This window comes from Flavobacterium frigidum, from assembly GCF_048286735.1.
Taxonomy (GTDB): Bacteria; Bacteroidota; Bacteroidia; order Flavobacteriales; family Flavobacteriaceae; genus Flavobacterium.
Map to the genome: position 1 here is coordinate 19,830 of NZ_JBLVPU010000010.1, position 22,879 is coordinate 42,708.

Sequence of the window (22,879 nt, forward strand, 5' to 3'; positions counted from 1 at the left end):
TTATTCCGGATTGGCCATTATTTTAAAAAGCTCCGAATTTGAGATATAAAATCGGTTTTCAAGAGCAATCCCTGCAAGTTGCGCACTGACTAAATTATTCTCTCGAGTATTTATTAAAAACAGTGAGCTTTCGCCAAAACTAAACAAACGTTCTTCAGAAGTCAACATGGTGCGATTGTCTTGCATCAAGCCTTTAATGAGCTCTTTTTGTTTTAGTAACGATGTTATTTCTATCTTCTGTGCGTTGATTTTGTTGGTTAGTTGTACTTTTTCAAGATCCAAGATAAATTCGGATTCCTGTACTTTATACTTTGCTAATTTCAGGCTTCCGCGTTCTTTTCGAAGAAATAATGGAAAATAAAAATCCAAGCCTATTTTATAATCTTGAAATTTGTAGTTGTCAATATAGCTAGGTTCTGCTAAATAGGAGTAGCCAATATCAATTTTTGGCAACAGCATATTTGCTTTTAATTTTTTATCTACGTTTAGCATATCGATTTTGCTTTGCAACGCATTAATTTTTGGATGATTGGTTATGGTAAAATCCGTATTTAATAAATCATTGGTTCGTAAAGTTTCTTGAATGGTGAATTCCAGCAGTATTTCTGGAACTAAGTCATCTGATAACTCTAGTGGAATGTTATTGTCTAGCCAAAGAAAATTAGCGAGCTCTAATTTGGCTTTAGCCAATTTAAGCATAGAATCTTCTAAACTTAAAGTTCTGTTTTTTACAATAATTCCTGCCTCAACGCTGTCAATAGCTGGTTTATCTCCTTGTGTAATCAAGGATTGAATTCCTTTAAATCTAATTTGTGCATTCGAATTGTATTCTTGGTATAACGCCACTTCGCTGTAGTTTTTTTTCCAATTAAAATAGGCTATCGAAGCATCATACAAAACGGCAATTGCTTGAAGTTTTCGTTCTGCTTGGCTCAATTGCATTTGCATTTTCGCTTTGCGTACATCGGCCATACGATGGTTGATGAACAATCCTTGTCCCAGCGGAACTGTAACTCCAAGTGAGGTAAGGCCTTGGTTTGGAACCGTATTTTCGGGATTGAGGTACACGCCTTCGTTGTTGTCAAATCCAGCCTTAATTTCTATTCCGTACCAAGTTGGGATTTTAAAACTACTGTTTAGGATAGAATAATATTCAGTGTCTTTGAATTGTTTCTTACTAAAATCGACTTCAATTTTTGGATCAAAACTACCGCGAGCCATCATCAAGTTAGCTTGTGCTTTATTGATTTCTAAATTGGCATTTTTTACTAATGGATGGTATTTTTTTACATATCCTAGAAATTCTGTGTATGTAAATTCTTTAGAAGAACTGTTTTGTGCCGTTACTGCAAAACCACAGAATAAAAAAACTAAAAATAGGTGTTTCATTATTTTTTCTCTTTAGTAGTTTTTGTCATTGGCGTGTAATAATTTGGCGGAAAGCCGTTCAAAGTTCTCCATAATTCAAACCAAACAGGAACGTTGTTCAACAAGGCAATCGTTTGTGCGCCAGAGCCAATACTCAGTTGTTTTGGCCATTTATCTTCATTTTTATCAGGTGCAATCAATACTCGGTATTTTCCGTTTTCACTGATGAAATTTTCGATGGCTACAATTTCTCCACCAAAAGTGCCATAGGACATATCTGGCCATCCAGAAAATACGATTGTCGGCCAACCATCAAACCAAACGCGGACTTTTTCGCCTTTGCTTAACAATGGTAAATCAATAGGATTTACAAAAGTTTCTACAGCAATATCATACTCTGATGGCATAATCGTAGCTATAGGTGTTCCTTCCTTAATTGTTTCTCCTATACCAGATTGTAAAGCTCTATTGACATAGCCATTTTGTGATGCTTTGATATAATACATGCCGTTTCGAATGCTATAATTTGCGTATTGATTGGCTAGTTTGTTAACTTGCGCATCGGTATCAAATTGACTACTTAGTGCAGTAAACTTATCACTATTGGCTTTTGAAGCTTTTTCTGCATACTCTGCGCCAATTCTATTTATTTCGACTTTTGCATTAATTAACTCATTTTTGCTCGTTAAATATTTGTTTTCTTGAGTGATAGTTTTTGCCTCAACTTCCTGTAATTTGAGTCTTTTTTCTTCAATATCAGTCAATGGTTTCAATCCTTCTTTATTTAAGGCTACAGATCGATTGAATTGCGTATTGGCTATTTTTAATTGTGTTTTTACGGCCACTAAATCAATACTGTCACTTTTTATTTTTAGTACTGACTGTTTGATCTTGTTTTGAGCTTGCTCTAGTTTTAAAACTTTTTCGTTTTCTATAGCTTGAATTTGTCCTGTTAACGTAGTTACTTTTGAACCATAGGATTGCTGCGATTGTTTTTTGGCATCCATCTGATTCTTTGTGTTTTGTACTAAGTTTGGATCCATATATTCCTCTTTTATCTCGGATATAAACAAGATGGTATCTCCTTTTTTAACAAAGTCACCTTCTTGAACATACCATTTTTCTAGTCTCCCAGAAATGACACTTTGAATAGATTGTGGTCTTTGATCTGGTTTTAAAGTCGTTACGGAGCCACTTCCTGAAATATTTTGCGTCCAAGGCAGGAAAAGGGCTACTATCCCAACAATGGAAACTCCAGCGATTATTTTATTTAAGATTTTGTAATGCGGTCTGTTTTCCAAATTTTTTACAGTTGAAAATCGAGCAAGCGACGGTAATTTTATTTTATTATTGGATATGTTTAGCATAACTAATTATTTTTAAAATCATGAGCAATAATGCCATTGTCCATGATAATGTTTCGGGTGCATTTGGTTTTCCAATATGGATTTTTTGACGACACAATAATGGTCCATTTGTGTTTATCAGAGGTGATAAAATCGATAATTTCTTTTGCAATATCTTCATCCATTACGTCAGTAGGATCTTCATAAAAAAGAATTTTAGGTTTATGAATGATACTGCGAGCTAATAGCACTTTTTGAGCATTAGACGAGGATAATTGTTTTCCTTCGGGAAAAATGCGAGTATCAAGTCCTTTTGGTAATGATTTGATGAACGAGCTGAGTTTTACGCCATCAATTGCCCATCGAAGATCTTCGCTGCTTACTGATGGGTCATTGAAAGTGATGTTTTCTAATAAGGTACCTTCAAAAGGTGTTTCCCCATGAATGATACTGCCTATTTGCGAGTGGTACTGCTTCAAATTTATTTTTCTAAACGTATCATCATTGATGTACAAAGACCCAGAGGTAGGATGCAACAATCCAGATAAAATGCGAATGAGGGTTGTTTTTCCAGATCCATTGGCACCGTAAATTGCAATTCTTTCTCCTTGTTCTATTTTCAAGGTTAAACCATGGAGTATTTCCTTAGAGGAATCAGAGAATTTGAAACTTAGGTCCTCTGTTTCCAATGTAATTTTGTTGTAGCACGTCTCACTTTTAGAGTCAATCTCATCTTCTAGCTCTAAATCAGTAATTTGCCCTATTTTTTCAATTGAAGTAAGCACATCATAAAACGTCTCTAAACCGAGAATTATTTTTTCGACAGAATTTATCACCAATAAGATAATGATCTCTGCTGCTACAAACTGTCCGATATTCATTTGTTGTGACAGTACAAGAAATCCACCTATGGAGAGTAAACTTGCTGTAATAATGATTTTAAAAATGATTAATTGACTGAATTGTCGTTGAATAATTTTAAAATGCTTTTCTCGATAGATTAAATAGTCGCCTACAAGATTGTTGTTTTTTTGCAAGCCATAATTGTAATTCAAGTCATTTTTGAAACTGTAATTATTACGTGCCATTTCTTGTAACCAGCCTGCAACTTTATACTTAAATTTTGATTCTTTTAAACTAGTTTCTAGACCAGATTTATATGAAAACTTAAAAATAAAAAACAACAGTAAGAACAGTAAGAATCCAAAAACAATAAAGTAAGGATGGTATAAAGAAAGCAAAATAAGGCCGAAAATAATTTGCAACAAAGCTGCTGAGAAGTCAATTAATAACTTCGAAGTTCCTTTTTGAATGTTTATAGTGTCAAAAAAACGATTGGCTAACTCGGGAGGATAGGTGTCGTAAAGCTCTTCGTTTTTTATCTTTGGCAAACGGGCCGCAAATTCAAAAGAGGAGCGTACGAATATTTTTTGTTGTAAGTTTTCTGTAATTCGAAGTTGCATTAGCGACAAAATCCCAACTAGTGCTACGCCAAAAACGACCAAAACGATCAACACAATCCAGGAAGCACTCACGCGCCCAGATTGAATAAAATTTATAATGGCTTGAATACCAAGCGGCAATGACAAGCTTATTAATCCAGCAAAAATAGCATAGAAAAATATTTGATATACATCTTTCCGGTCTAATGCCAGTAAATTATAAAATCGTTCTAAAGGTGTGTTTTTCATATTTTTTTATTTGGTAATTATTTTCACTAAATCGATATAAAAATGAGTAGGTGAAATAGTTTCGTTACAATTTGTTATTGTTTTTAAATGATCTTTCAAAAAATGTTGATGCAAGGCTCCTTCTACAATTGAAGAGGCTAAACTTTTAGCAAATTGGTACTCTGGATTTACCGCCTCAATCATTGCGATAATACGATTAATGACTTTTTTATACACTAAAAATAAACCTATTTTGTTTTCCTCATCAACTTCTTTAGTTAAAAGGGTTTTGGTGAATTCGGCGATGATGATCTTGTTTAATATCGCTTCATTAATATGCGCAGTGTTAGAATCGTCTTCTATTTTTTCGGTAACAATAGCGATTGCTTTTTTTAGTTTTTCAAGAGGATTAGCTATGTTGTTGGTAGCAAAAACTAATTTATATTCCATCCATCCCCAATACCACGAGGACAAGTACAAAAGCAACTTATGCTTACTTTCAAAATATCGGTAAATAGAGCTTTCATTAGACCCAATGCTTTCCCCTAATTTCTTGAAGGTAAAATTCTCAAAGCCAATTTCATCAATAAGTAAGATACTGTTTTCTATTATTTTTTTACCTAAAGTGGAGGTTTCGGGATTTTTAACGTACAACTTTTCGTTAATAGTAATACTAATATTTGGTAAAATAGCGTCCATAATGTTTGTTTAATCTCAAATTTGAATTTAGTATCTGTTTTTAATTTTATCCTGTTAGAAATTCACTGTAAATCCAAAATTCAAATTTTTCATGTCTTGTAAGTCGGTTTTTATTTTGTTGTCTTTTAAATCTAAAAATTTGAGATGATCTAATTCTTTTAAAACTGGAACTTTCTCAATTTGATTATTTCCAAGAAATAAATTTTCTAGATTTTTTATTTTTAATAATTCACTTGGTAGTGTTTTGAGGTGATCATTTTCTAGATACAAAGATTTAAGGATTGGTAACTTAGCTAAAACATTAAGTGTTTGTGGTAAGTCCATTCTGCTTTCATCGTTTAATCGTACTTCTTCAAGTAATTTTAGATTTGAGAAATCACTAGGAAGCATATCAAAGTCATTACCACTTAAGTCAATTGATTTTAAAGTTTTTATTTTTGTAATACCACTTGGAATTTCTTTCAAATGGTCATTTTTCAAACTCAAGTATTCTAAGTTTATAAATTTAGACCAATCCACACCATCAAGTTTTATGTTTTGATTGCTTAAATTCAATCGATAGATAAGTTCTGGATTTTTTAAAGCATCATTAAGATCATTGAATTCTCTGTTTTTGTCATACTGTATTTGACCCCATAAACTAGATGTGAGTAAAAGTACAATTGCAGAAAAAAAGTATGTTTTCATAGTTTTGGTTTTTAATTCAAACAAAAGTACACCATAATTAATAGTAATACTATCATTTTGTTGTTATTTAACGATAATTTAAGATGAAAATTATAGTACCATTGCACGGTGTAATTCACACAAAAAAGCATACAGTTTAGTATGCTTTTGTATCTAAAATTAAATAATATAATTAATTTGCTTTGCTAATTTTACTTTGATGTCAATTTTTAATTGATTTCATTTAGAAGCTGTAATTTAAATGCTTGCATTTTGTCTCAATTGAAGTATTTACAGCAAACTAATCTGTATTTAAGATAATACATGTAAGACTTATTTAGCTGTTAAATCAATTCCTATTGCGGTATTTACAACAAAGCCATTATTGTTTTGGAACACGTTTCGCTGATCGATTTTCCTGCCAAGTTGTACCCTTTGATTGAGGTAACCACCTTCAATTCTTAAATTAGAATTAAATTTATAACCCAATAGCAACCCAATTCTATTTTGGTCAAAAATATTTTCATTTACATTTTTACCAAAACCAATAAATATCTCATTATATGCAGCTACATAAGGAGTTTTGTTTGCAATCTCATTGCCCTTTAAAGGCATCTGAATGCGGAACATGTATCGTAAGCGGTTTAAAAAAAGGTAATCATCTTCAACAATTAATTCTGGTTTTGTATATCTACCTACAAATCGTTGCTCCAGCATAAAGCGATGCGACAACTCCACCTTTGAAATTTTATCGGTCAACGTTACCATTTGAAAAATTCGATGCTCGGTAAAATCCTTGCCTAGACCATTAATTGGGAAATCTCCATACGGATAGGTTTCAATCCATGCGTAACCCGCTCTCAATTGTATTTTAGGATTGGCTTGATAATTTAATCCTACCCTTAAAAGGCCTTGTTGTTTGTCATTGACGTAATTGTCTCTTCGCCATTGATATTCTGAGTGGATACTAAATTGTTTTGCTATTTTAAAAGTTCCAAAATAGCCCAGCCAGCCTATTTGGTTGTTATCTTGGATCCTTGTGCTTTGAGCAAATACACTGCTGAAGACAAGCAGCAGCAGTGTTGATAAAACAATTTTCTTCATTTACATTATTTCTTAAGTTGAGGTAAATTATGTAACGTTTCTTGTAAAAATTCGACTTTTCCAGTGTGAATGTCATAAACGGCACCTACAATTAAAATTTCTCCGTTTTTATATTTCTTGTGCAAAATAGGATCTAAGTCACGTAAATTATTTACTTGGTCAATCACATTTTGACGGACAGCATTATTAACTGGATTCCCAGGTAAATGAGCACATTTAGCAACCGCAGGTTTAATTTCATTTATTAAGGTTACAATATGACCAGGCACATCTTCTGGGCGTTCTACAGCTGCAGCTACGGCACCACATTCTGTGTGTCCGAGTACTACAATTAGTTTTGTTTTCAATTTTAAAACAGCAAACTCCATACTGCCATAGGATGCAGCTGCAGATACTTGCCCTGCTGTTCTGATGATAAATAAATCACCTAAACCTTGATCGAAAATCATTTCATTAGGAACTCTAGAGTCTGAACAGCCTACAATTGTTGCAAAAGGTTCTTGACCGTTTTCAAGGCTTTTGATGGTGTTCATGTCTTGCCTTGGTTTGATTGTTTTTCCTTCAATAAAACGCTTGTTTCCACCCATTAGTTTCTTTAACGCTATTCTTGGATCTGCATAAGCAGAATCTCTATTGACAACATAATGTTCCTTTCTCCATTGTGGAGAATCAATTTCAGCTTTTATAACTGGGTTCTTTTTGTTTTTCTTTTCTTGTGAAAAGGATGAAAAACCAACACATACGCACATTAAAAATAGAATTATCTTTTTCATAATCGTAATTTATTAGAGTTAAACTTTTTTAGTTGATACAAATATACTCTAAAATAATAGTAATACTATTAATTGCGAAACTTTAACTTATGTTAATGCGAAATAAGCTTTTAATTGTGAGAGTCTAATTCATAAAAAAAGAGCTGATCAAAAATACTTTTGACAACTCTTTAGTTTTTAATTATTTTTCATTTGTTTAACGGTCACCATTTTTACCAGGCGCTCCATTTTTTCCATTCTCGGTTCCTATTCCCTTTGAACCATTCTCACCAGGGCTACCATTCTTGCCTGTTCCTAATGAGGAACAACTTGATAGTGAGATAATTAATAACGCAATGATAAACTTTTTCATAATAATGAATGACAAGTCATTACCTCAGGTTTTTCAACCCCTAATAGTTCTAAAATAGTTGGAGCAATATCACCTAATACACCATCATGGATCAATCGTATGTCTTTGTCTACCAGAATTATTGGAACTGGATTTGTCGTGTGCGCTGTATTTGGACTGCCATCAGGATTAATCATCGTTTCACAATTTCCATGATCTGCAATTACTAGTGTTGTATAATTATGGGCTAGTGCGGTTGTAATCACCTTTTCTACACATTGATCAACAGCTTCACACGCTTGTATTGCTGCACTCATAATTCCTGTATGGCCCACCATATCGCCGTTGGCAAAGTTGAGACAAACAAAATCTACTTCTTCTTTCTCTAACTCTGGCACAAGGGATTCTGTCAATTCAAAGGCGCTCATTTGTGGTTGTAGATCATAAGTGGCCACTTTTGGAGAATTTTTCAAGATGCGGCTTTCGCCAATAAATGGCTGCTCTCTACCTCCAGAAAAGAAAAAAGTAACATGCGGATATTTCTCTGTCTCCGCAATACGGATTTGCTTTTTGCCCGCTTTCTCCAGGACTTCACCTAGCGTTTCCGTAATATTATCTTTATTGTAAACGACCTTTATATTTTGGTACGTTTCGTCATAATTGGTAAGCGTGACATAATACAAATTGAGTTTGTGCATATTTTGCTCATGACAATCCATTTGCGTTAAAACTTCCGTTAATTCTCGTCCTCGATCGGTTCTGAAGTTAAAGAAAATAACTACATCATCTTCTTCAATTTGTGCTAGTGGTATATTATTTTCATCGACCATCACTGTTGGGTGAATAAATTCGTCGGTTACATTTACTTCATAACTTTCTTCGATGGAAGCAACGGCATTTGTAGTATGAGTTCCTATTCCATTGACTAATAAATCATAAGCGAGTTTTATTCGTTCCCAGCGTCTGTCTCGATCCATTGCGTAATAACGTCCCACAATCGAAGCGAGTTTTACGGTAGTGTTTGCGATATAATCTTGTAAATCTTGAATGTAATGTTTGCCTGATTTAGGATCTACGTCACGACCATCCGTAAAAGCGTGAACAAAAACTTTTTGCAAGCCATATTGTTGGGTAGCATCAATCAATCCGCGCAAATGGGAGGTATGGGAGTGTACACCGCCATCAGAAACTAAACCTAAAAAATGTACTTTTTTGTTGTTTATTTTGGCATACGTAAAAGCATCTACTAAAACTTGTTCTTTGGCTAAAGTGTCGTGCGCTACTGCAAGGTTAATTTTAGCTAAATCTTGATACACAATTCGGCCAGCGCCAAGATTCATATGTCCAACTTCACTGTTCCCCATTTGGCCATCAGGCAAACCCACATTTAACCCATCCGTTCGTAGTTGTGCACTTGGAAAATTGCGATATAAACTATTTATAAATGGGACATTAGCATTATCAATCGCTGAAACCGCAGGATCAGGAGATTTCCCCCAACCGTCTAAAATCATTAGAATTACTTTTTTGTTCATTACCGTATGTTTTAAACAAAGATAAAGTATTTCTAAAAAAGTTCGAATCAATAGAAAACACTATTATACATTAAAAGTGTATGTCTAACAAAAAATGATAATTGTGTTATGTAAGGATATTTTTTTTAAAATTAATGCATTTAGAATTTATTTTTGACCTGATTATAATCAATAAAATAGCGCACACTGATAGAGAAAACGTGACTTAAGGTTTCATTGGTCAGTAAATTAGTAACATTATCCCTAAAATCTTTATTAATATTTCTCTCGAAGGCACCTGCATTATTTCGATATAAAACAGAAACTTGACTGCCAGGCGCAAACCACCAAGTATAAGACAAATCTGCATTCCAAGAATAAAAACTCGAGTTTTTATTTACGTCATAACCTGCAAAATCAGCTAGCCTTCCGTTTTGTTCTAGGGACAACGAATTTTTATTTTCGGCATACGACCAGTAATGACGTAACGCAATATTAAAGGTCATCTGGCTGTTGAGTGCATATTTGCCAGAGAGTGTATTAGAGTAGGTGATGACATTTCTATTTGCAAAAATAATCGTATTGGGCGTTGCCGCATTCATATCTTCATTGATACTGTCAATGTATCCTTTATTATTGTTTTGTCTAAAAAAATTGAAGTTATAACTTAATGATAATTTATCGCTAAAACGGTATCTTGGACCAACTGAAAAACCGTAGGAATTTCGTCCAGCCTCGTTAAAAACCGCATAAGATGGGTTAAAATCAAAAGCAAAAGGATTGTTGTAATTGGTCGAAACGTAGATGAATCCTCCAATTTTTGTCGGCCTAATAACAAATCTATTCGCCGCTCTAGGCTCGTAATAGTCATAAGCTTCTACCACATTTGCATCGAAACCTACACCAAAATAATGATTTTTTTTGTTGTTAGAATTTATTTGAAAATTGATATTGTTCGATTGTATCTTTCCTGTTTCTTTTTGAAATTGAGAATAACCATTGATTCGTGCGCTAAAGGAGTTGAAATACTTGGTAGGATTTAAGATTCTGTAACTTGCATTTCCATACAAACTGTAATAATTTGTTTCGAAGTTAATTCCTAAATCGTTGTTGTCAAAGTCTTTGGTCATGATATCAGCGCCAATTCCATAACGATATTTCCCACTGGTTTCTGAAAAATTCAGTTGAGAATTAATCCCTTTTTTATCTTCAATTGCGTTGATATAACTGTATTTAAAATCGCCAGCAATATTATAGGTGTTTTTCTTGGTATTCAAATCCCAAACTAATGCTGTGACATTTCCATCTCTAAAATTTCCGTTTCGCGTTACATTCGTATTTACAAATGAAATGGAGGAATTTTTGCGAAAGCGCTGATCGAGCACTAAAACATTGTAATTTGCCAAGGGTTCTACAAGCTCGTTTCTGGTATCTTTTGTAATTTTATTTTGGATGGTTGCACTGGTTTTTTCGGTAACCGCATTCAAGATTCCCACTCCCAAACCGTTTTTTGTTCTTCCAGATATTTTGAAAGCGTTGATCAAGTTTACGCTTGCAGGATTATCTATAATTTCCTCGTTGGTTTGTACCGTTGGATATTTACTTGGATTTCCACCGATTCTTCTGGAATAAACTAAGTTTCCTTTGCTAAACAAATCAGTTCCTTCTGTAAAAAAAGGTCTGTTTTCATTAAATTGTTGTTCGAATGGACCTAAATTCAGGATTTGATCATCGTATTTGGTTTGCCCAAAATCAGGAATTAGAATCATATCCAGCGTAAAAGCGTCGTTTATTCCATACTTTAAATCCAATCCGCCTTTGAGTGTTCCGTATGTTTTTTGTTGTGCATTTGCATTGACATAAAAAGAAGAATAAGGTAAAAGAAAAAGTCGGGTAGGTGGTTTTATATTTTCAATACCTTGAAGAATTCCAGTTTGTTGGGTAAAAGTTCCTAGTTTAGAGTCAATGAAATTCCAAGTATATTTAAAACGGTCGCGTCTTATTTCTCTGAAAAAATTAAGTCCCCATGTTTGTTTGCTTTCTGCTGAAAAACGCAATGCCGCATAAGGGATTCGCATCTCAACCACCCAACCTTCAGCTGTGATTATGGCTTTACTTTTCCAGACCGCATCCCAGGAATAATCTTCTCCATTTGTGTCTGTAGTAATGCAATCTGCCTGACCATCTGCTGCGTTTACAAAAAATTGAAAGTCTTGCTGACCATCGTTAAACCCATTAATGAATACTCCAAAAAGATCTGATGTCCCAAAATTATCTCGTTGTGTAATCTCTTTTAATATTTTTTCGGGATTTTCATCGCGTAGCAAAGCACCTATGTAAATCGCATCATTGTCATAAAGTACTTTAACTTCGGTTTTTCTATTTTCTGGAATTGGCTTGCCGTTATCAGGTTCAAATGTTATAAAATCAGAGGCGATAGCTGCTGACTTCCAAATGCTTTCGTCTAACTTTCCGTCAATTTCTATTTTTTCTGTAATGAATTTGGTCTGCAAAGTTTTTTTTTGGCTGTAGCCAAATAGGGAAAAAAAGAGTGCGCAAAGAATGAATAGATTTTTCATGAAACGATTGATTGGTGATTGATGCTATATGTAAAACCAAAATAGTTTCATGGGTAAAACACCATTTCACTGCATAGTTTGCCTTAATAGACTTCCTTTTTAAGTGAATGTTACAGTTTAAGCAGGAAAATTAGAATTTATTTTTTATGGTGTTGTAATCTATAAAATAACGTACACTCACAGAAAGTACCGAGGTAAGGTCACTGTTAAAAATATTTTTTAGATTTCTGGATAGCTCTTTTTCAACTATGTTGGCTCGTTCCAACCCATAATTACGATATAAAACAGATATCTCACTTCCTGGAGCAAACCACCAAGAATAGGATAAATCGAAGTTCCAGGAATTGAAATTTCGGTCTTTGTTTTTTGCGTAAGTTGTGTTTGGAGATAGATATCCGCTATTTTGCAAAGTAAAGAATTCATGGTTTTTAGAATAAGACCAGTAATACCTAGCGGTTAGGTTGAGAGTCATTTTGTTGTTTAAGGAATATTTTCCAGTTAGATCATTTTGCAAAATTTCTCGGTTGCGTTCTGCAAATATTATTTCAGAAGCATCATCAAAGCCAACCCAACCTCGATCATTATTGATTTTAGTGTATTCTGTTGAATAAGCCAAGGAGAACTTATCGTTGAAACGGTATTTTGGACCTAAATAAAAACCATATGAGTTTCTGCCTTTTTCATTAAAAGCTGTAAATGTGGGCTGCACCACTATCGTGAAAGGATTATTATCATTGGTGGAAAAATTTACTACGGTAATAATTCTTTCAGGAATGAAAACATATCGACCAAATTCACGAGGTTCATAAAAATCAAAAGTTGGGAGTGGTGAAAGTTCAAATATCAATTCCATAGCATCATTTTTCAAGGTTGTCGCGCGAAGCTCTGTGCCAAAAGCTCCTGTTTGTAGTTTTTTTGTGGTGTTATCCCATTCAAAATTGATGTATTCATTTATTCTAAATGTATTGAAAACTTTGGTAGGATTCACTATTCGGTAACTCGCGTGTCCATACGCATTGTGATAATTAGAATAAAAGCTGATTCCTAAATCATTTAAATCATAGTTTTTAGAAACATATTTTCCCGAAAATCCATACCTATACTTTCCACTGGTTTTTTCAAGTCCTATTTCAGTTTTAAAACCATTGTAATCTTCAACAGTATTGATAGCATTGTATTTAAAGTTGCCATATAAATTATAAGTGTTCGCTTTTGTATTTAAGTCAAACAACAACGCCGAAACATTGGCGTCTCTAAAATTTCCGTTCCGAGTAGTATTTGCATTAACAAAAGTTACTGATGAGTTTTGATTAAAACGTTGATCAAGAACCAACATGTTATAGTTAGTTAGCGGTTCAATTACCTCTTTTCTTACTTCTCCTGTATCATTATTTAAGATAGTAGCTTTAGTTTTTTCTGTAACAGCGTTCAAAAATCCAATACCTAGGCCTTTCTCGGTACGTCCAGATATTTTTACGGCATTCAATAAATCAACGGTACCTGGATAATCCGTAATTTCTTCGTTTAATTCGGTTACAGGCTCGTTAGTAGGAGCACCACCAATTCGTCGGGAGTAAAATAGTCCGCCTTTACTGAATAAATCAGTCCCTTCTGTAAAAAAAGGTCTGTTTTCCTCAAATCTTTGTTCAAAAGGCAAGAGATTTAAAATGGCATTGTCAAATTTTGTTTGTCCAAAATCAGGTACTAAAATAGCATCTAAAGTAAAGGAGTCGTTAAGGCCGTATTTGATGTCTAGTCCCGCCTTAAAAGTTCGGTCAGAGCCAATATCGCTCTCTTGATAATAGGCTGAAGTGTATGGAATTATAAAAAGTCGGGTTGGGGTTTGTATATTTTCAATTCCTTCAAGAATACCAGCCTGCGGAATCACCGCTCCAATTTTAGTATCAATCCGGTTCCAAGTATATTTTTGAACATTGCGTTTAATCTCCCGCATAAAGTTTAATCCCCAAGTTTGTTTCTCGGCTTTTGAAAATCGTAAAGCCGCATATGGGATTTTCATTTCAACTACCCAGCCAAAATCTGTAAGTGCAACTTCACTATCCCAAATGGCATCCCAACTAAAATCTTCATAATCCTCCGTGGCTAAACAATCCATTTGCACTCCAGCAGCACTTACAAAAAAACGAAAGTCTTGTTGGCCATCATTAAACCCATTGATGTAAACCGAAAAGTGATCTGATACTCCAAAAACATCTCTATTGGTTATTTCTTTTTGAATTTTATCTGGTTCGTTGTCATACAGCAATGCCGAGATGTAAATGGCATTGTTGTCGTACACTATTTTAACCTCGGTTTTTTTATCGTTGGGCATGGGTTTCCCATTATCTGGTTCAAACATCACAAAATCAGTCGCTATTGACGCTGTTTTCCATATGTCTTCATTTATTTTCCCGTCGATGCGGATTGTGGAAGAACTGAGTTGAGCTTGAAGTGTTTTTTTTTGACCAAACGAATTGATACAGCAAGACAATAAGAAAAATAATGAAAGATAAATAAGCTTTGGCATGAATTTGGTTTAAGGTATTTGTAATAGATAATAAAAGTAGTACATAATAAGATTTTGGCATCGGTCTTTAGGTGTTTTTTTAATTTAATTTGTCAAATTAAAATTAAAGTTTTCATAATTATGGTTTTTTCAATACTATTATCCGTAGGTTTGCAATCCCGAATTTCACTAATAACCTAAAGAAAATCAATGATTTATAACTTATTTCCTGCTGTTCTGTTTTTTCTGCTTACTTTTTCTTTCAATAAAACAAATTTAATTGAGCCTACAAATCCTAAACCTATCGTTTATACCAAAACACTTAAAACAAGTGTAGAGGGTAAAATAAGTGTAGCATATAGCTCTTTACATTCAGATAAATTTGATTTGCCAAAACTAGAAAGTTTTTCAGAAGCTTTAAAAGGATATTATTCTTTAAAAGACAAAGGATTGATTAAGAAAGATATTTTAACTTTAGTTGATTTTAGCTTGTCGTCTAATTCCAAAAGACTCTGGGTTATTAATCTTGCTACAGGCGATATATTATTTCATTCACTTGTTGCACATGGCAGAAACACTGGAGATGAGTTTGCTTCTAATTTTTCAAATGCTGCAGAGTCCTATAAAAGTAGTTTGGGCTTTTATGCCACAGGCGAAATTTATAATGGCAAACATGGAATGTCTCTAAAATTAGATGGACTAGAAAAGGGAGTGAATGACAATGCACGTGCAAGAGGCGTGGTGATGCATGCTGCAGATTATGTGTCGAATTCATTTATTAGAAACAACAATAGATTAGGAAGAAGCCAAGGCTGTCCTGCTGTTCCCGTTGAGTTGTCTAAAGAGATTATTAGTGTCATAAAAAACAAATCGTGTTTCTTTATTTATCATCCTTCCAGAGTTTCTAAATTTAGAGCGCAATCAATTTCTTAGCGTAATAAACAAAATAGATATCAAGAGGTTGGTTTTTTTAACGGGTTAATAAGTTTATAAATGCCAATTATGCAATAAAATGGTTTTTAATCAAGTATTTTGAGTCGTTTTTAATTTTTTTTAAAATATTTTTGATTTGATTGGAATGGTATAATATTTTCATATTAAATTATTTAGGATTTAAATCTTCACAATAGAGCGATGTTAAGCACCGCAATTTTTTTCTTTTTAAAAAAAAAGCTTGCATCAAAGGAAACTTATTAAGTATATTTGCACTGTTGTAATGCGAAAGTAGCTCAGTTGGTAGAGCTCCAGCCTTCCAAGCTGGTTGTCGCGAGTTCGAGCCTCGTCTTTCGCTCTAGGTCTCATTCGAGATTTTTTTTATTGTAATGCGAAAGTAGCTCAGTTGGTAGAGCTCCAGCCTTCCAAGCTGGTTGTCGCGAGTTCGAGCCTCGTCTTTCGCTCTAAAGCCTTAAACTTTTGTTTAAGGCTTTTTTATTTTAAGTTTTTGCGAGTGCCAAAGTTGGGTACCTGTAATTGCTATGATACAATAGGACGTCTCTTATTACCCATTATAAAGCCGAAACATTACGTTTCGGCTTTTTTGTGAGCTATTTTTTAGATTATTTCAAAAAATGTAAATCAATTCCACTTTCGATTTCTTCAGGTGTTTGGTTTTGTCGGAACAAACGCGCGGTTAAATCTCCTTTCAAAGTAATGGTTTCGCCTTTTACATCCAGCCAACTTCCTTCTCTTAGTCCTAAGACAGGTACCGAATTATAAGCATGATATTCTTGTATTCTGGTTTCTCTGGTTTCTCCCATGTGTTTAGAATTGATATCGGGATCTAAATAATGTGGGTTTAGATTAAATGGAATTAATCCTAACGTTTTAAAACTTGGCGGAAAAACAATCGGCATGTCATTTGTAGTTTGCATGGTTAGTCCACAAATATTACTTCCGGCGCTAGTTCCCAAATAGGGAGTTCCGTTTTTCACTACTTCAGAGAGCGTTTCCATTGCGTTGGTTTTATATAATTGAGAAACTAAAACAAATGTGTTTCCACCTCCAGTAAAAATGCCTTCAGCTTTTTTCAAGGCTTGTGGTGCCTCTTCAAACTGATGAATTCCGATTACCTTTTTATTTATTTTGGCGAAAGCCAAGCTAACCATAGCAGTATATTCGTCGTGTGATATGCCGCCTGGTCTTGCATAAGGGATAAAAAGAATGGTAGAACAGTTTCGAAAATGAATTTTTAATTCAGGTAATAAATAGTCTAGATAATTTTGATTAGCAAGCGTAGAGGTACTTGCGATGAGTATGTTTTTCATTTTTAAGTGCATAATTTGCGTTAAAGGTATAAAATCACTGTACTTATTCTCGTATTTTTAATTAACATTTTTTTATCAAGCTATTAGTACTTAATTTGGAATGCATTAAGATACTTTTACGAACGGTTAGTAACGAATTGCAAAAATGGATGATTAGAATTGTTTACTTTTTTTTGGCATTTGTAGTTGCGAATGGTCTAGCTCAAGAGTCTTTTCGTGTAAAATTGAAAGGAAGAACTACTTTTGAATTCTCAGCTTTGGAGGGAATTACCGTATTGAATTTAAAAAGTCAGCAAGCGGTAGTTTCAGATAAATTGGGAAATTTTTCTATACTGGCTAGAGTTGGAGACAGTTTATGCTTCGCCGAAGGGCAATTTAAAGAGGTTAAGATTGGCCTAACTCAAAAGGATTTTGAAAAAGAAATACTTACTGTACAGATGGCGCTCAAAGTGAATGAATTGAAAGAAGTTGTTGTCAAAAATGATATCAACGCGGTCTCTATGGGGATAATTCCAAAGGGGCAAAAAACATATACTCCAGCAGAAAGAAAATTATATACTGCAACTGATCTCAATGCTTCGGCTAATGTGGGCAGTATGATGGGAGGATCTGTTTCTGCCGATCCACTTTTGAATTGGATTTCGGGACGAACAAAAATGCTTAAAAAAGAACTCGAAGTTGAAAAGAAAGAATCCTATTTGCGACAATTAGAGAATTGGTTTACGCCAGATTATTTTGTTAATAAATTGAAAATTCCTGCGGAGTATGTCAAGGGATTTCAATATTATAGTATTGAAAACGAGTTTTTAGTGGCTGTTTTAAAAACTAAGAATAAGACAATGACCACTTTTTTAATAGGAGAATTGGCTTTAAAATATAAAGAGATAATCGCTAGTGAAAATTAAATATACCTTACAGATACTACTCTTTTTGTTAGTTCAAATTTGTTTTGCTCAAACGGGTAACATTCGCGAACTACGCGGAAAAATCAGTGCCGATTCGCTGGCGGTCGATCGCATTACAATTGAAAATGTAACCACAGATAAAACTGTCTTTTCGGACAGCAAGGGTTTCTTTACCATAGCGGCAAAGGAAGGTGATGTTTTAGTTTTTACAGCGGTTCATCTAGAGGGACTTCGCAGAAGAATTAATCAAGAAGATTTTTTACTAGATAGTATAACAATTAACATGATTCCTAAAAGTATCTTGTTGAACGAAGTCTTTGTGAACGAATCTACAATCACGGCGGAAAGTCTTGGAATTATTCCGTACGGCCAAAAAAAGTATACGCCAGCCGAGAGAAAATTATACACTGCAACCTCTGGCGGCGGGATTGATGGGTTGTTAAATACTATTTCTGGCCGAAAAGCAATGCTGAAAAAAGAAATCATTGTCGAAAAGAAATTGCAGCTTTTGGATCGAATTGATGATCTTTTTGAAGACAAGTTCTATCTTGAAACTCTTAAGATTCCACAGGATTATATACGAGGATTTCAATATTATTGTATTGATGATGTAGCCTTTGCTAATGCTTTGCGAGCTAAAAACAAGACGCTGATTCAATTTTTAATAGTCAAACTAGCTGAAAATTATAACGAAATTATTGCGGGTGAAAATAAATAGTAGTCTTTTACTAGTATTGTGTTTGGTCTACCAAATTTCTATTGGTCAAACTCCTGCTGAGAGAATGCTTCGCGGTACAATAAGAGTCGATGCTACCCATGCAAGTGGAGTAAGTATTCTAAACTTAAGCACTGATAAATCTACCACCACAAATCAAGATGGAGAATTTGTAATTATGGTCCGAATAAATGATGTGCTAGTTTTCACTGCCGTGAATGTAGAAACCACAAAACGGGTAATCAAGCAAGAAGACTTTATGTTGGGTTTGGTACATGTAGAAATGAAAAGCAAAGCCACTCCGCTTAAAGCAGTTATTATTAATTCAAATACAATAAATGCCGTTTCAGAAAGAATTGTTGCTAAGGAACCTAAGAAATATACCGTTGCAGAAAGGCGATTGCGCACTGCAGGAGATTTTAAACCAATTATGTTATTAGGATTATTGGGCGGGGTAATGCCTCTTGACCCGATTATCAATAAAATTAATGGGCGAACTAAGCGTCTCAAAAAATTAGTTTTCGTAGAAAAAAAAGAGAAGTACATTAAAATGATTTCTGAATGGTATGAGCATGATTATTTTACGACGCAATTAGGGTTGCCTGCGGAATATGTAAGTGGATTTAAATATTATCTTGTCGAAAATGAATTTTTTGTAAAAATCTTAGAGTCAAAGGATCAAGAAAAAATTACTTTTTATTTGGTGGGCTTGGCACAAGACTATAATAATTTATTGAAAAGTGAAAGTCAAATAGATCGCAACAAATAAAAAAATATAAAATGAAGACGATATTAAAAATCTTTTTTTTGATTTTCATCTGCCAAGTTTCTTTTGGTCAAAATGAAAATAGAAAACCATTACACGGTCAATTTACAAATGAATCAACGATGGTAGACAACGGCTATGTTATTAATTTAAATTCAAAAACCAGAACTTTTATAAGCAGTCAAGGTTTTTTTGATATTTTGGCCAAAGCCAAAGACACATTGCTGGTTTCTAGTGCCTCTTTTAAGTCAAAAAAAATAGTAATTCAAGATAAGGATTTCGCAAAACCGCTATTTGTAATTGCTTTGGAAACACAAACTACAGTGTTGAAAGAAGTTATTGTAAAACGTAAAGCCGAAATAAAACCAATAACTGGGAACACGCAAAGTATTGTTGACGTGCAATTTATTGATGATGTAAAGTCTTCTCCTATAAATAGGACGATGCCATCTGACGGTAGCATAAAAAATGGAATGGATTTTGTAAAGATTTACAAAATGGTATCTAAATTATTCACCAAAGATTCGGCTAAAAAAAGTGATTTGAATCCTACTATTGATTTTTCAGAAACGGTTGGAAAAGGAATTGACAAGTATTTTTTTACCACTACTTTGCAGTTAAAAAACGAGGAAATTGGATTGTTTCTGGAGTATTGTGAGAATGATCCAAAGTCAAAAACGCTTTTAAAACAAGAAGACGAATTTCTACTAATTGATTTTCTAATCACCAAGAACGAGGAGTTTAAAAGAATTACTACTTTTGAAAAATGAAATTGCATTGTTTCCAGAATACAAATAAGATTGAAGCTGCCATGTTTCGATAAAAAACAAATAGAATCTCTACATGAAAAAAACAATTTTAATTACTTTTTTTGGGTTATTATTTTTAACTACAACTTCCTTTGCCGTGCATAAATTTTATGTAGCCTTGTACCAAGTTAATTATGCTCCGCAAAAGAAAATGGTGCAAATTACGGCTCGTATTTTTGTAGATGATTTGAATGCTGCCATTGGAAAAAAATATACTAAAAAAGTTAATTTAGGTTCTGAAAAAGAAACAGATGAAGATCTCACATTATTAAAGAAGTATTTAGCCGAAAAATTCAGCATTAAAATCAACGGACAGTCCAAGACCATGACGTTATTAAGCAAAGAAATGGAAGGAGACGTGCTCATTTGTTATTTAAGTATTAAGGAAATTCCTAAAATTAATGCAATTGAAATATTCAACACCGTTATTATAGAAGGAAATTCAGAACAGCAAAATATTATGCATTTTAACGTAAGTGGGATCAAAAACACCATACTTTTTACAGAATCAACATCAAAAGGAATGTTAAAATATGAATAAATTAAGATAAATGTATTTTTAATTATTATTTTCACACACTGAAAAACCAGATTCAACCTATGAAAAAATTTACCTTATTATTACTTCTTCCAGCAATGTTATTCGCCCAAGAGAAAACGGCACCTGTTGCACCTAAACAAACAGGAAAATACGACACCAATAAGTTTAGTCAAATGTATGATTTGTTAGCTACGCCTAACATGTTTCGTACGGCTTCTGGAGCGCCAGGTCCAGCTTATTATCAGCAACAAGCAGATTACAAGATCAATGTAGAGCTTGATGATAAAAAATCGAAATTAAGTGGGTCTGAAACCATTACTTACTATAACAATTCGCCAGATACTTTAGAGTATTTGTGGGTTCAGTTAGACCAAAATCAAGCTGCTAAAACGTCTCAGACACCTTTGGCGGAAAGCCAAAGAATAGAACAGGTTTTTCCTGCTGGAAATTTTGCAAATAAGTTTTTAAAACAAGAACAAGAGCGCGGTTTTAATATTGAGTTCGTAAAGGATGTAAAAGGAAATTCTTTGTCCTATTCCATCAATCAAACCATGATGCGCATCAATTTAGCCTCTCCAATGAAGCCAGGTGATAAATTCACTTTCTCTATCAATTGGTGGTATAATATTAATAATTACAGACAAGATGGTGGTCGTTCAGGCTACGAATTGTTCGAAAAAGAAGGAAATAAATTATATGTAATTGCACAGTTTTATCCAAGAATGGCAGTTTATAATGATGTTGAAGGCTGGCAAAACATGCAGTTCTGGGGAACAGGAGAATTTACATTGCCTTTCGGGAATTTTGATGTAAACATTACTGTGCCTGCTGATCACGTGATGGAAGCTACAGGAGAGCTTATGAACAGAAGCGAAGTGTTTACCGCAGAACAAGTAAAAAGATACGAACTGGCTCAAAAATCATTTGACAAGCCTGTTGTAATTGTTACACAAGCAGAAGCGGAAGCAAGTGAAAAGGGATTTTCAGAAAAGAAAAAAACATGGAAATTTAGCGCTAAAAACGTGAGAGATTTTGGTATTGCTACTTCTAGAAAATTCATTCTAGATGCTATGGCAGTACAATTGAACAACAAAACGGTTATGGCGATTTCAGTGTATCCAAAAGAAAGTAATCCACTTTGGGGGGAAACTTCTACTAGAACAGTGGCGCATACTTTGAAAAGTTATTCAGCTCATACTTTTGATTATCCTTATCCAAAAGCGGTATCAGTATCAGCAGAAGATCAAGGAATGGAATATCCGATGATATGCTGGAATTATGGTCGTCCTGATGAAAAAGGAGTTACTAGCGAGCGTACAAAAAATGGAATGATCGGTGTAGTAATTCACGAAGTAGGACACAATTTCTTTCCAATGATTGTCAATTCTGATGAACGTCAGTGGTCTTGGATGGATGAAGGATTAAATACCTTTATGCAATACATGGCCGAACAAGAAATGGGAACAAACTTCCCGTCTAGTCGCGGACCAGCAAGTAAAATTGTTCCTTACATGAGCGGAGATCAAAAATTTTTGGAGCCAATTATGTCAAACTCCGAAACAATAGTTCAATTTGGAGCTAATGCGTACGGGAAGCCTGCAACAGGATTGAATATCCTGAGAGAAACAATTATGGGAAGAGAATTGTTTGACCATGCTTTTAAAGTATATGCCAACCGATGGAAATTTAAACATCCTACACCAGAAGACTTTTTTAGAACTATGGAAGATGCCTCGGCAGTAGATTTAGATTGGTTTTTTAGAGGATGGTTTTATTCTACAGATTTTGTAGATATCGGAGTGAAGGAAGTAAAACAATATTTTGTATCTGAAACTGCAACCAAAGAGTTAAAAGATGCGGTAGTTCGAAGAGGACGTTTTGGACAAGAAAAAGGACCTTTCGTTTATTTAGTTCCAGGAACAAGTGAAGAATTACCTGCTAAAGATAAGAAAGCATTAGCAATTGCAGATGTAAATTTACTTTCAGAATACGTTAGCAAAAACTTCTCTGCTGATGAAAAAGCGATGTTAAAATCTCCAAAGTATTTCTATGAAGTAGAGTTCAACAAGCCAGGAGGAATGTTAATGCCAATTATTGTTGAATTGACTTACGAAGATGATACCAAAGAGACCTTTAAATATCCAGCCCAAATTTGGAGAAAAAATAATGATACTGCAAAGAAAGTCTATGCTACAGAAAAAGCGATTAAAAAAATTCTTGTAGATCCAAAACTAGAAACAGCGGATATTGATGTAACCAATAACGCTTGGCCTAAAGAGGAAGTGAAATCAAAATTTGACTAAGCACAAACAACATTTAAAAA

The 22,879-nt window shown here is 34.0% G+C and carries 18 protein-coding genes and 2 tRNA genes; 9 read left to right on the top strand and 11 right to left on the bottom strand.

Annotation, left to right across the window (positions count from 1 at the left end):
* The 10 genes from ACNQGO_RS07575 to ACNQGO_RS07620 form a co-directional block, all read right to left on the bottom strand.
* The gene (locus tag ACNQGO_RS07575) at window positions 1-1,389 is read right to left on the bottom strand and encodes a TolC family protein (protein ID WP_417984876.1); all 1,389 of its coding nucleotides are present in this window, start codon (window positions 1,387-1,389) and stop codon (window positions 1-3) included.
* The gene (locus ACNQGO_RS07580; RefSeq protein ID WP_417984877.1) at window positions 1,389-2,735 is read right to left on the bottom strand and encodes an HlyD family secretion protein; all 1,347 of its coding nucleotides are present in this window, start codon (window positions 2,733-2,735) and stop codon (window positions 1,389-1,391) included. The genes ACNQGO_RS07575 and ACNQGO_RS07580 overlap by 1 nt, the downstream gene beginning before the upstream one ends.
* Before the next feature lie 2 nt (window positions 2,736-2,737).
* Complete coding sequence (locus tag ACNQGO_RS07585) at window positions 2,738-4,405, bottom strand: peptidase domain-containing ABC transporter (RefSeq protein ID WP_417984878.1); 1,668 nt, start codon at window positions 4,403-4,405, stop codon at window positions 2,738-2,740.
* A 6-nt stretch (window positions 4,406-4,411) separates the two neighbouring features.
* The gene (locus ACNQGO_RS07590; RefSeq protein ID WP_417984879.1) at window positions 4,412-5,083 is read right to left on the bottom strand and encodes a TetR/AcrR family transcriptional regulator; all 672 of its coding nucleotides are present in this window, start codon (window positions 5,081-5,083) and stop codon (window positions 4,412-4,414) included.
* 54 nt (window positions 5,084-5,137) lie between these two features.
* On the bottom strand, window positions 5,138-5,770 hold the full coding sequence (locus ACNQGO_RS07595) for a leucine-rich repeat domain-containing protein (RefSeq protein ID WP_417984880.1): 633 nt from the start codon (window positions 5,768-5,770) through the stop codon (window positions 5,138-5,140).
* 312 nt (window positions 5,771-6,082) lie between these two features.
* Complete coding sequence (locus ACNQGO_RS07600; RefSeq protein ID WP_417984881.1) at window positions 6,083-6,853, bottom strand: DUF2490 domain-containing protein; 771 nt, start codon at window positions 6,851-6,853, stop codon at window positions 6,083-6,085.
* A gap of 5 nt (window positions 6,854-6,858) precedes the next feature.
* Window positions 6,859-7,626 carry a carbonic anhydrase gene (locus ACNQGO_RS07605; RefSeq protein WP_417984882.1) on the bottom strand — a complete coding sequence of 256 codons (768 nt, stop codon included), beginning with the start codon at window positions 7,624-7,626 and terminating at the stop codon, window positions 6,859-6,861.
* A gap of 348 nt (window positions 7,627-7,974) precedes the next feature.
* On the bottom strand, window positions 7,975-9,492 hold the full coding sequence (gene gpmI / locus ACNQGO_RS07610) for a 2,3-bisphosphoglycerate-independent phosphoglycerate mutase (protein ID WP_417984883.1): 1,518 nt from the start codon (window positions 9,490-9,492) through the stop codon (window positions 7,975-7,977).
* Window positions 9,493-9,632: 140 nt separating this feature from the next.
* On the bottom strand, window positions 9,633-12,050 hold the full coding sequence (locus tag ACNQGO_RS07615; RefSeq protein ID WP_417984884.1) for a DUF5916 domain-containing protein: 2,418 nt from the start codon (window positions 12,048-12,050) through the stop codon (window positions 9,633-9,635).
* Between the two features lie 130 nt (window positions 12,051-12,180).
* Window positions 12,181-14,577 (bottom strand): DUF5916 domain-containing protein, encoded by a 2,397-nt coding sequence (locus ACNQGO_RS07620; protein WP_417984885.1) that lies wholly within the window; start codon window positions 14,575-14,577, stop codon window positions 12,181-12,183.
* 189 nt (window positions 14,578-14,766) lie between these two features.
* Between ACNQGO_RS07620 and ACNQGO_RS07625 the strand changes: the two genes are divergently transcribed.
* The 3 genes from ACNQGO_RS07625 to ACNQGO_RS07635 all read left to right on the top strand — a co-directional run bounded on the left by ACNQGO_RS07625 (window position 14,767) and on the right by ACNQGO_RS07635 (window position 15,953).
* Window positions 14,767-15,489, top strand: coding sequence for a murein L,D-transpeptidase catalytic domain family protein (locus ACNQGO_RS07625; RefSeq protein WP_417984886.1), 723 nt, complete (start codon window positions 14,767-14,769; stop codon window positions 15,487-15,489).
* 285 nt (window positions 15,490-15,774) lie between these two features.
* Window positions 15,775-15,847 (top strand) — tRNA-Gly (locus ACNQGO_RS07630).
* Window positions 15,848-15,880: 33 nt separating this feature from the next.
* Window positions 15,881-15,953 (top strand) — tRNA-Gly (locus ACNQGO_RS07635).
* 159 nt (window positions 15,954-16,112) lie between these two features.
* Here ACNQGO_RS07635 and pepE read toward each other — a convergent pair.
* Window positions 16,113-16,820 carry a dipeptidase PepE gene (pepE, locus tag ACNQGO_RS07640; RefSeq protein WP_417984887.1) on the bottom strand — a complete coding sequence of 236 codons (708 nt, stop codon included), beginning with the start codon at window positions 16,818-16,820 and terminating at the stop codon, window positions 16,113-16,115.
* Between the two features lie 149 nt (window positions 16,821-16,969).
* On the opposite strand from pepE, the gene ACNQGO_RS07645 reads away from it, so the two are divergent.
* The 6 genes from ACNQGO_RS07645 (at window position 16,970) to ACNQGO_RS07670 (ending at window position 22,859) form a co-directional block, all read left to right on the top strand.
* The gene (locus ACNQGO_RS07645; protein ID WP_417984888.1) at window positions 16,970-17,725 is read left to right on the top strand and encodes a hypothetical protein; all 756 of its coding nucleotides are present in this window, start codon (window positions 16,970-16,972) and stop codon (window positions 17,723-17,725) included.
* A gap of 25 nt (window positions 17,726-17,750) precedes the next feature.
* The gene (locus ACNQGO_RS07650) at window positions 17,751-18,443 is read left to right on the top strand and encodes a hypothetical protein (protein ID WP_417984889.1); all 693 of its coding nucleotides are present in this window, start codon (window positions 17,751-17,753) and stop codon (window positions 18,441-18,443) included.
* On the top strand, window positions 18,430-19,209 hold the full coding sequence (locus ACNQGO_RS07655; protein ID WP_417984890.1) for a hypothetical protein: 780 nt from the start codon (window positions 18,430-18,432) through the stop codon (window positions 19,207-19,209). The genes ACNQGO_RS07650 and ACNQGO_RS07655 overlap by 14 nt, the downstream gene beginning before the upstream one ends.
* An 11-nt stretch (window positions 19,210-19,220) precedes the next feature.
* Window positions 19,221-19,976 (top strand): hypothetical protein, encoded by a 756-nt coding sequence (locus tag ACNQGO_RS07660; RefSeq protein WP_417984891.1) that lies wholly within the window; start codon window positions 19,221-19,223, stop codon window positions 19,974-19,976.
* Between the two features lie 73 nt (window positions 19,977-20,049).
* Complete coding sequence (locus ACNQGO_RS07665) at window positions 20,050-20,556, top strand: DUF6702 family protein (RefSeq protein WP_417984892.1); 507 nt, start codon at window positions 20,050-20,052, stop codon at window positions 20,554-20,556.
* Between the two features lie 59 nt (window positions 20,557-20,615).
* On the top strand, window positions 20,616-22,859 hold the full coding sequence (locus ACNQGO_RS07670) for a M1 family metallopeptidase (RefSeq protein ID WP_417984893.1): 2,244 nt from the start codon (window positions 20,616-20,618) through the stop codon (window positions 22,857-22,859).
* The last annotated feature ends 20 nt before the right edge of the window (window positions 22,860-22,879 follow it).